This window comes from Alteromonas sp., from assembly GCF_984505615.1.
In genome coordinates this window covers 12,787-23,231 of the sequence record NZ_CFHOXV010000027.1, presented here as the reverse complement: position 1 = coordinate 23,231, position 10,445 = coordinate 12,787, and the positions used below count along the sequence as shown (strand labels likewise).

The window sequence follows — 10,445 nt, the reverse complement described above, 5'->3', positions numbered from 1 at the left end:
AAAAGGTTAACGCCAGGAGAAAGCACAGATAACACTATAGATAAGGCACTATGCGTGCCAGAAAAAAATAATCTATAAAATTCAAAATCTTAGCCTTAGCCTCATCAAAAAACTGCGAAAGCAGTTTTTTTGTTTTGGTGCAAACGCACCAAGACAAGGCAACTTGCCAGTGCTTTTCTCCCGTATGCTGTTCCTATACAATTCTGTCATCCTGACAATCGTTATGAAGAAAAACATGTTAAGCCAACAACAACTCGCCACCATGCTCTCGCTGCAAAATAAAATGAACACCAAAGTGAACCCTCAGTGGTTAACCGCCGGATATGGTTACCTGCGTGCCGCGATGGTGGAATCGGTAGAGGCTATTGAGCACCACGGCTGGAAGTGGTGGAAAGCACAACAGAAAGATTTACCTCAGTTACAAATGGAGCTGGTAGATATCTGGCACTTTGCCCTTTCTGCAAGCATTATTGATTATCAGGGTGATGTGCAGGCAACCGCTGATGCACTGGCGGCACAACTTGCACAGACTTCAGTGCAAGTGCAGTTTGACGGCACAGATTATCACCCGGAGCAGCAGTCACTGCTGGATAACCTGGAACTGATGGCCGGTCTTTGTGCGGCAAAACGTTTCAGTGTGCCACTGTTTATGCATATCGCCGGTCAAAGCGAAATGACTAGTGATGAGTTGTTTCGCCAGTATGTGGGTAAGAATGTGCTGAACTTTTTCCGTCAGGACAATGGTTATAAAGCCGGAACCTATATCAAAGAGTGGCAAGGCCGGGAAGACAATGAACACCTTGTGGAAGTATTAGCGGCACTGGATATCAACCACGAAAGCTACGCTGATCAGGTTTACGCAGGACTGGCAGAACGCTATCCTGCCTGAGAATAAATCATAGTAAAAAGCTCACTTCTTTAGTGAGCTTTCTACTTTTTCATCCGGGCTGAGAGGCTATTCAATCAGACCCCTGGCCTTTGCCATAGATTCAGCTTCTTTGCATGAAGCGGGTTCATTTAAGTCTTCAAACTCACTGCAGTCAACATCAAGCATCTCATTAAGACACTCTGTACTTTTCTCCACTATGTCTTCGTGCGCAGCAAATTTCTCTTCGAACATTTCAGGTACATATTGCTGACACATCTGGTCGGCCATACCTTCTACCATCCCGCGCATTTGAGGTGGAACTTCGCCGCCCATTTCTTTTTCCATTTCCTGCGATATACACACTTTCAGCTTGTCACAGAACGCACCGGCAGCTTTCATGTAGTCAGCAACATCAGCGTATGCTGAAGCAGATAAGGCCAGTGAAGCGAATACTAATGTGACGGGTAATACATTCATTTTCATAAGCGTTCCTTTGCATGCCGGGCCCCGACGACCCGGAGAGTTTTAATAGTAACAGAGAAACTGAAAGCTGTATTAAATTTAACCAATAAATTTAGTTAATCCACACAACCGGTTCCCGGTATCCGGCCAGAATCACTGACTTATACCGCTCCTCCAGCACATGTCGCTTCACTTTCAGCGTGGGAGTGAGTAATCCATTGTCGATGGTCCACTCCTCATTGATCACCAGCATATGATCAAGCTTCTGATGGCTTTCCAGATTGCTGTTTACTGCGTTCAGTGTACTTTGCAAACGGGTTTCCAGTGTCAGTTTGGGTTGCTTAACGGCTTCCTCCGATAACACCAGTAAGGCCACCGGTTGAGGTAATCCGGTACCGACGACACACACCTGCTCAATTAAATCATTCTCCATGATGCGGGCTTCAATAGGCGCCGGCGTCACATATTTTCCTTTTTCTGTTTTAAATATATCCTTCAGGCGTCCGGTAATTTTCACGTACCCTTCGTTGTCAATTTCTCCCTTATCACCGGTTTTTAAATAGCCGTCAGGGGTCAGGACTTCCGCCGTTTTTACCGGATCCAGGTAATACTCCACCATGTTACAGGGAGATTTAACCTGAATTTCGCCTTCACTGCTGATGCGGATATCCACACCTTTATAGGCCTTCCCAATTTTACCTATTTTATCCTGCCGGAACGGTACGCAGGCAGACCCGTAAGCACTGTTTTCCGTCATTCCCCAGCCTTCACTGATGGGAATACCAATCTTACTGAACCAACTGATAATAGCGGGAGCCAGTGGTGCTGAACCGCTGGCAAACAAGCGTGCTTCTGATAACCCCAATCCCTGCTGTATCTTCTTTTTCACCATGGAATTGATAAAAGGAATAGCTAACAGCAAAGACAATTTTTTCTGTGGCATTTTGCCAAGCACACCATCTCGGAACTTGGTCCATAGCCGCGGTACAGAAATAAACAAGGTGGGCTGACAATGTTTTACGTCCCGCTGGAAGGTATCAAGGGATTCGACAAAGTGGATTTTTCCGCCGGCATAGAAACTGGCCAGTTCTACCAGTACCCGTTCGGTTATGTGCGCCAGCGGCAAATAACTCATCATCCGGTCAGTGGCACAGAACGTCAGCGCTTCCAGTGAATTAGCCGCTGCCCAGCAAATACTGCGAAAACTGTGCACCACACCTTTAGGCTCGCCGGTGCTGCCGGAGGTGTAGATAATGGTCATTACATCATCAAGATCACGATCAGGCGAGCCGGCTAGCGGTTCGCAGGCAATAAAGGCTTCCCATTTCTCGCTGGCAGGGATCCCGGGATAAGGCATTGCCACAGTATGCAAGTCAGCCGGCACTGCAGGTAATTGCGTATCGGGCTTATCCAGTTTGCCGATGAACATGAGCTTAATATCTGCGTGGCGAATAACATAATTCAGCGTATCCCCGCCGGCAGAAGCAAAAATGGGTACCGAAATATGACCAGCCATCATGATCCCGAGATCAACGACAAACCATTCCGCGCAATTTTTAGCGAAAATACCAATACGGCTGCCGGCGGGCAGTGACAACTCAGTTAACCGGCGGGCTACCCGTCTTGCAAGACCGGCAACCTGGGCATAAGAATAAGGTTGATAATGCCCCTCTGAAGGCTGAACAAGAAAGGTATCGGTGGGCCGGGTATTTTCCCAATGGTACAGCATGGCCAGAGGGCTATACTGAACTTGCTGATTTTCATTTACGACGGCTAGAGTCATTGACATTACATCCGTTTTTATCGCTATTGTATCGCAGAGATTAACATTAAATTCACAAAGCGGTTATATAAATCTAAGCGTTATTCATGGTTAATCATAGTAGATACTGACACTTACACCACTTAAACCAGTTAACAGGCATACATTTTTCGCTCCCGGCACTGACCTGGGAACAAGGAATGAACAAACAAGGCGAAATCATGAAAATTACAATTAATGGCAAAACTCAGGAGTATGACGGCGACCCGGCCATGCCCCTGCTGTGGTACATCCGTGATGATCTGAAGATGACCGGCACGAAATACGGCTGTGGCATGGCACTGTGCGGCGCATGTACTGTACATCTGGATGGTCAGGCTACGCGTTCCTGTCAGTTACCCATGTCTGCAGCAGACGGTAAAACGATCACCACAATAGAAGGGCTGGATGAAAATAATGCTCACCCGTTACAAATTAGCTGGGCGGAAGAACATGTTCCCCAATGTGGCTACTGCCAGAGTGGTCAGATTATGCAGGCAGCCTCTCTGCTTGCCTCTAATCCTTCGCCTGATGACGCAGACATCGAACGGGCCATGTCGGGCAATATCTGCCGGTGCGGTACGTATCCCAGAATTAAAAAAGCCATTAAAAAAGCAGCGGAGGCAGGAAAATGACTACGTCTGATTTGAATCTGTCACGCCGCTCGTTTCTGAAAAAATCTGCCGCTGCCGGTGGCTTTTCCCTGTCCGTGACATTGCTGCCGGCCTCTCATGCCTTGGGCGCAGAAATGGCCACATCAGCAGAGCGTCTTGCGCCGAACCTGTTTGTGTCTGTCAGTGCGGAAGGTGTGATTACTGTCACCTGCCACCGCTCGGAGATGGGTCAGCAAATCCGCACCGCCATTGCGCAAATCATTGCTGACGAACTGGATGCCGACTGGTCCATGGTCAAGGTGACTCAGGCAACAGGCGACCCGGTTTACGGTGACCAGAATACAGACGGATCCAGAAGTATCCGCCGGAATTACGACCGGCTGAGAACAGCAGGCGCAACCGCTGCATTGATGCTCAGACAAGCCGCAGCGAAAGGCTGGGGAATTGACAGCAGTGAGTGCGTTTGTGAAAACCATTTCGTAGTACACAAGCCAACAGGCCGCAAAGCCGGCTTTGCCAGTCTGGTTCCTGTTGCAGCAACCTTGTCTGTACCCGATGAAGCAGATGTCACTGTTAAGGAAAAGTCCGCCTTGAAATACAGTGGCAAGGGCATTGCCAGTGTCGACTTACCGGATGTGGTAGCCGGAAGCACCGTATATGGTCAGGATGTGCAACGTGAAGGTATGCTTACCGCTGTCATTGTGCGCCCTCCTGTCATGTTCACGACGGTAAAATCGCTGGACGACAGCAAAGCGAAACAGGTCAGCGGCGTTAAACATATTATCACCATGCCGGCTGCTGCAGCACCGGCCATGTTTAATCCGTTAGGTGGTGTTGCTGTCGTGGCCGCGTCCACCTGGTCTGCCATGCAGGGCGCAAAAGCGTTGAACATAGAGTGGACACAAAACGAACATAGCCATTATCAGTTTGAAGATGAAAAGCAGGCGCTCATTGCCTCAGCCCAAAAAGGCGGCGAAACCGTCAGGTCGAAAGGAGATGCTCCGGCTGTACTGGCATCGTCAGACAAGGTTATTGAATCGACTTACTTCGCCCCCCTTCTCGCACAGGCGCCTATGGAACCGCCGGCGGCAACAGCTCACGTACAGGGTGATAAAGCTGAAATCTGGGCATGTACACAAACACCTCAGGCTACCCGCAATAACGTGGCCGGCGCCCTTGGGATCCCGGCTGACAATGTGACGGTCAATGTGACCTTGCTCGGTGGCGGTTTCGGACGTAAGTCAAAGCCGGACTATGCTGCTGAAGCCGCACTGCTTTCAAAGCAAACCGGCGCTCCCGTTAAGCTTATCTGGCGGCGGGAAGACGACATTCAGCATGGTTATTATCATAGTGTGAGTGCCCAGCACCTTAAAGCTGCGCAGGATAAAAATGGAAAAACGCTGGCCTGGCAACACTGCACCGCATTTCCGTCAATTTCCACCACCTTCGCCGGCGGCGTTACCACACCATCAAACGGCGAGCTGAGTCTGGGATTCATGGATAACCCTTTCAGTATCGAGAATATGTTGCTGCAAAAAGGTGAAGCGGTTAACCATGTGAGGATCGGCTGGCTACGCAGCGTATGCAATATTTTCCATGCCTGGGCAGTGCAGAGTTTCGCTGACGAACTGGCCCATCACGCCGGTCAGGATCCCAAAGCTCATCTGCTGTCACTCATTGGCCCTGCCCGTCTGATTGACTTAAAAGCGGAAGGCGCGGCGTATGAAAATTATGGCGATCCCATTGAAAAATACCCTGTGGATACTGGCCGCCTGATCAATGTAATTGAAAGAGTGACGGCCATGGCAGACTGGGATAAACGGAAGTCACAGGGTCGCTACCTCGGTCTGGCAGCCCACCGCTCATTTTTAAGTTACACCGCAACCGTGGTGGAAATAGAAGTGAAAGAAGACGGTACGTGGCGTATTCCGGCTACCTGGGTCAGTATTGATGCCGGCACCATTGTGAACCCGGAACACGTGCGGGCGCAGTGTGAAGGGGGTTCTGTTTATGGTTTGAGCTGTGCGCTGGGGCAGATTTCAGCCACAGACGGGGCGATAGATCAGAGCAATTTCCACAATTACACCGTGGCGCGCATGCAACATGCACCGGCACACTTTGAGATTGATATCGTCGACAGTGATGCACCGGCAGCCGGTGTCGGTGAGCCGCCGACGCCGCCATTTACGCCGGCGCTGTGCAATGCGTTATTTGCCGCTACCGGCCAGCGTTTTAAAACCTTGCCGTTACCATTAAAACTCAACCTGAAAAGCTAAGCGTTGAAAAGTAAAATGCCTGTACTCAGTACAGGCATTTTGCCGGTTATAACAGGTGAATGGCTATGACCATTGCCGGTTCAGTAATTCAGGCACATATTTCGCCTCTACAGGGCGGGAATAATAATAGCCCTGATGGTAAATACATCCCTTCTCAAGTAAATATTCTACCTGCCCGGCTTCTTCTACCCCTTCAGCGACGCAACGCATATTCAGGTTAGTTGCCATTTCTATGGTCGCCAGCACCAGCGCATCGTTACTGCCATCGGGTTCAATATCATCGACAAAACTCTTATCGATTTTTAGTACCTGAAGCGGGAATTTTTTCAGATAACTCAATGATGAATAGCCGGTACCGAAGTCATCCAGTGCCAGCACAAAACCGGCTTCGATAAACCGGTTAACCTGACGGAGAGCACCTTCCGCATCATCCATCAGGATCCCTTCAGTAAGCTCGAAGCGCAATGCACTCCGTGGCAATCCGGCCTCATCCAGCAAGGCTTTCACACCATCAATATCGAACTCGGTTTTAAAGTGTAAAGCTGAGAGATTAATTGCCACATACCCCTCAAAGCCGTCCGCATACCATGTTTTCAGATCTTCTACGGCGCCCTGCATAGCAGCACGGGTTACATCAATCACATAACGTAACTCTTCCAGTACCGGAATGAATTCGGACGGGTATAAAGGAGGATCATTAAGTGAGCAACGAAGCAGCAATTCGACCCCGACAGTTTTGCCGGTTTTCGCATTAATGATGGGCTGATAATGATTGTAAAAACACTGTTCCTGCCAGGCCTTTTTCACCCTGTTTTCCAGCTTAAGTCTGTCACGGACTTTCGCATTCATATCTTCAGTGAAATAACTGAAGCCGGACACAGTATCTTTCTTCGCCGTATACATGGCCACATCCGACTGTTTCAGCAATTCAGCAGGCTCAGAGGCATCTTCGGGATAAAAAGAAATCCCCACACTGGCAGAAACCCGCACTACTTCGTTGCCAAGGGCGATAGGGGTTTCTACGGACTCAATCAGGTGACCGACAAACTCACCGACTTTTTGCCTGTCAGTAACATTTTCAGTCACAATAACAAACTCATCACCGCCCAGTCTGGCTACAGTATCGTCCGGTGATGCCAGATTCAGCATGCGGTTGGCAACAATCCTGAGCAACTTATCGCCATAATCATGTCCTAAAGAATCATTAATGCCTTTAAACCTGTCCAGATCGACGAACAATACGCCCACCTCGCTGCCATGGTGATTGGCACGCTCAATCGCTTGTTCAAGCCTTTCGAGCAACAGTGTCCGGTTAACCAGACCGGTCAGACTGTCGTAGTTCGCCACTTTAATAAGCTTTCTTTCGGCGTTTTTCTGCTCCGTAATATCTGACATGATAATGAGGTAATGGTCGATTTTATCCACATCAGTCATCGTGCCGGTCACAGAGACTTCAACCAGCACGTCATAATGGCGGCCATCAGCACCGGTGAGACTTTCTTCGCTCTTCCAGAACTCGCCGGCTTTCAGTACAGATAATTTTTCCCTCAACGTTTTACCCAGTCGCGGCGAGTTCTCAAACATACGATTCAGCTGGCGTTCCAGTCCCTTGTCGCTGTCGAGCCCGAATGCAGCACAGCATGAAGGATTCACAGCCACTGGCATATAGGCGTTGTCGAAAATCATTACCCAGTCACGGGTGTGCTGAAACGCGTCACCGAACAAACGCACCTGGTGTTGCGCCTGATGTAAACGGTTTTGCTGACGCTGCCGGTGAAAAAGATAACTGGCAAGTAAAAGCAGCAGAAAACAAAAATAAATACTGTAAGCCACCGGTGAACGTAACGGCGGATACGGAATGGTAAAAGACAAAGAAGCCGGTAGCAGCACCACATCGTTGTCCTGCTTTAACGGAGACACATCAAAGTGATATTCGCCCGGAGACAGGAATGCAAACGTGACACTGCCATTTTTGGAGACCGACTCACTGACCACCGAATTTTCTCTGACGAGCTTATAGCGGAATGTTGTATCGCGGCTGTAACTGGACGACAGCGCAGTGAACTGAATAGTAATGCCGTAGTCGTCATGATTAAACGTAACATGTTCACCACTAAGGTTTCGCATGGGTTCATGGATCATGCGGGAATCCAGCAACACATTGCTGATCACCATTTTTTTCACGCTACGGGCCCGTTGCTTTGCTTTATCCAGCAATTTTTCCGGATCAAACAACACGAACCCGGCCGTAGAACCAAATACCAGCCGTCCGTCACTGAGCTTTAACGCTGCGCCATCATTAAACTCAGAGACTCTGATGTCTTCTCCGTAACGGTACCGCTCTACAGAACCGGAAAGGGGTGAATAACGCCCGAGGAATCCATGGGTAGTAAACCAGATGTTCCCGCTTTCATCTCCGGTCAGGCTGTAAACAATGTCTGTGAACAATGACTCTGTTCCGTTCAGGTATGTTTTCACAGCAAAGGTTTCAGCGTCTAAACCCACCATGCCGTAACTGGGAAAGCCCAGCCAGAGTACGTCGTGACTGTCGACCATGAAACTGGTAACCGCGCTGATATTATTGCGTTCCTTTTCAGGAAACCGGTAGACATCGCGGATCCCGAAATCCGTGGTATCTACCATCAGAACGGCGTCTCTCACTGACAAGAAGATCTTGCCGGGGTAGCGCTTATCTGCGCCAAGAAAGGTAAAGGAATAATTGGCGTTAATGCCTTCAATATCCAGCGGCAGAGATTCCAGTTTTTCTGTGGCCGGGTCGTAGCGCCAGAAGCCGCGGGAAATAAAATAAATGCGGCCTTCGTTGTCCGTTGCTGTGCCAAAATTCCAATCGTTTAAGACTTTTTCAGCCTCCGGTGTATGTGCCGGCAGCAGACTGATTTTTCCGGTTTGCTTAGAGAACATTCGCAGTCCTCTGTATGTCTCCAGAATTAAATTGTCACCCGGTGCAGGATAGATATTCATGATAATACTGACATCGCTGCTGTTGGCGATATCATTTTCACGAAGGAAATGCCGGCTTTCTTCTGTTTTAAGATTGAATGCTGTTAATCCGTTTTTGGTACCCACCCAGAGAATGTCGTCTTCCTGCAAAAATGACCACACGGTGTTATCCGCCACGACCGGTTCATCGTCACGAATGGTGTTCTGATACGTCTCGATACCCAATGGCTTGGCATACCAGAACAAAAGACCACCATATACGCTGCCCATCCATAAGTTCCCCTGCTCATCTGACAACAAGCTGCGGATACTTTTGTCAGCCAGCGCAATGATGCCTGCATGAGGATAAAGAATATGGCTGTTTTGCCACTGGTCATTTTCACGGTACAACCTGAACAGTCCCAGGTCTGTGCCCAGCCAGTACTCTCCGTTACCGGCCGGTGTCATTGTCCAGATATTGCGATCTTTAACGACACGGCTGCCCTGAACCTCAATAACATCACCATCTTTTTCGGTAAAGCCAGTCACCGGGATTGAAAAAAGCCCCCCTACCGTGCCGATAAATAATGTATCCGGAGAAGGGGTATATAAGGTCTTTGTATTAACAGAGAGATTGGAGATATCACCGGCAGGCAGATAGTTGAGGGTTTTAAGACTTGCCAGCCCTTTTGACAGTGACATAACTTCCAGGCCGTAACTTGTGGCGATAAAGAGCTGGTCACCAATACTCTTTACATCCCTGATTACGTTCCCCTCTCCGATATGCTCTTTGGTAAGACGATACAGTTCAGTACTTTCACCGGTTTTGGGATAATATCTGATAATGTGCTGTTCCAGCGCCACCACCATAGAACCGTCCGCCAGTTCTTCGAAGGCATCAGCACCTTGCGTCCACCCTTCTTCATCAAAATAACTGACTCTGCTGACCAGTTGGTAACGGTTACTGTTTAAATCAAAAAAATAAACGCCGTCAGAGTAAGTGGAAACCCACAGTCGATTGCTGCTGTCGACAAACAAGTTGCGGATTTCGTTGTTGACGAACAAGCCGTCCGGCCCTTCCAGGGTAACAAAACGGTAACCATCCCAGCGGCTCACGCCCCCTTCTGTCGCCACCCAGATAAATCCGTCACGGTCGCGCACGATATCCTGAACCTTGTCCTGAGCCAGACCATCGGCGGTACCGAGCTGTAAAAAAGTGGGATCTTCGATAAGAGGAGCGGCATTCACCGTGCCGGTAAGAAAAAACAGAATAAAAAACAACAGTGTCATTAATCGTTCCCTGATGTCCGGGAACTGGCGCATTATTTTCATTGTTATCATCAGGTGTCGTTTCACTTAGACATGAGAGGCCTCACCGGGCCTGACAACTTCGCCGTGCACCGTTTTTTTACCGGTCTGACACAGCGAACCGCAATTGCTATTTGTCTATGGTGTGCAGTTTAACGATTCTGCACATAATTGAA

General features: G+C 49.0%; 6 protein-coding genes. 3 read left to right on the top strand and 3 right to left on the bottom strand.

What is annotated here, in order from left to right; genetic code table 11:
• The first annotated feature begins 235 nt into the window (after positions 1-235).
• Entirely contained in the window at positions 236-889 is a 654-nt protein-coding gene (locus tag AC4PME_RS14105) for a dUTP diphosphatase (RefSeq protein WP_474881588.1), read from the top strand.
• 66 nt (positions 890-955) lie between these two features.
• On the opposite strand, the gene AC4PME_RS14100 is transcribed toward AC4PME_RS14105, so the two are convergent.
• The gene (locus AC4PME_RS14100; protein ID WP_491045711.1) at positions 956-1,351 is read right to left on the bottom strand and encodes a hypothetical protein; all 396 of its coding nucleotides are present in this window, start codon (positions 1,349-1,351) and stop codon (positions 956-958) included.
• 91 nt (positions 1,352-1,442) lie between these two features.
• Positions 1,443-3,119, bottom strand: coding sequence for an AMP-binding protein (locus AC4PME_RS14095; RefSeq protein WP_491045710.1), 1,677 nt, complete (start codon positions 3,117-3,119; stop codon positions 1,443-1,445).
• A 191-nt stretch (positions 3,120-3,310) separates the two neighbouring features.
• Here AC4PME_RS14095 and AC4PME_RS14090 point away from each other — a divergent pair, with 191 nt between their 5' ends.
• Both AC4PME_RS14090 and AC4PME_RS14085 read left to right on the top strand, forming a co-directional pair.
• A complete protein-coding gene (locus tag AC4PME_RS14090; RefSeq protein ID WP_474881590.1) occupies positions 3,311-3,766 on the top strand; it encodes a (2Fe-2S)-binding protein in 456 nt (151 codons plus the stop codon).
• Positions 3,763-6,021 (top strand): xanthine dehydrogenase family protein molybdopterin-binding subunit, encoded by a 2,259-nt coding sequence (locus AC4PME_RS14085; RefSeq protein WP_491045709.1) that lies wholly within the window; start codon positions 3,763-3,765, stop codon positions 6,019-6,021. Before AC4PME_RS14090 ends, AC4PME_RS14085 begins: the two co-directional genes overlap by 4 nt.
• Before the next feature lie 63 nt (positions 6,022-6,084).
• Here AC4PME_RS14085 and AC4PME_RS14080 read toward each other — a convergent pair whose 3' ends face one another.
• Positions 6,085-10,251: an EAL domain-containing protein gene (locus AC4PME_RS14080; protein ID WP_491045708.1), complete on the bottom strand. Its 4,167-nt coding sequence runs from the start codon at positions 10,249-10,251 to the stop codon at positions 6,085-6,087.
• Positions 10,252-10,445 lie beyond the last annotated feature (194 nt).

What these genes read in the sequence shown, in the direction of transcription:
- AC4PME_RS14105 (WP_474881588.1), top strand. Translation starts at nt 236, where the DNA reads ATGTTAAGCCAACAACAACTCGCCACCATGCTCTCGCTGCAAAATAAA.
- AC4PME_RS14100 (WP_491045711.1), bottom strand. Translation starts at nt 1,351, where the DNA reads ATGAAAATGAATGTATTACCCGTCACATTAGTATTCGCTTCACTGGCC.
- AC4PME_RS14095 (WP_491045710.1), bottom strand. Translation starts at nt 3,119, where the DNA reads ATGTCAATGACTCTAGCCGTCGTAAATGAAAATCAGCAAGTTCAGTAT.
- AC4PME_RS14085 (WP_491045709.1), top strand. Translation starts at nt 3,763, where the DNA reads ATGACTACGTCTGATTTGAATCTGTCACGCCGCTCGTTTCTGAAAAAA.
- AC4PME_RS14080 (WP_491045708.1), bottom strand. Translation starts at nt 10,251, where the DNA reads ATGACACTGTTGTTTTTTATTCTGTTTTTTCTTACCGGCACGGTGAAT.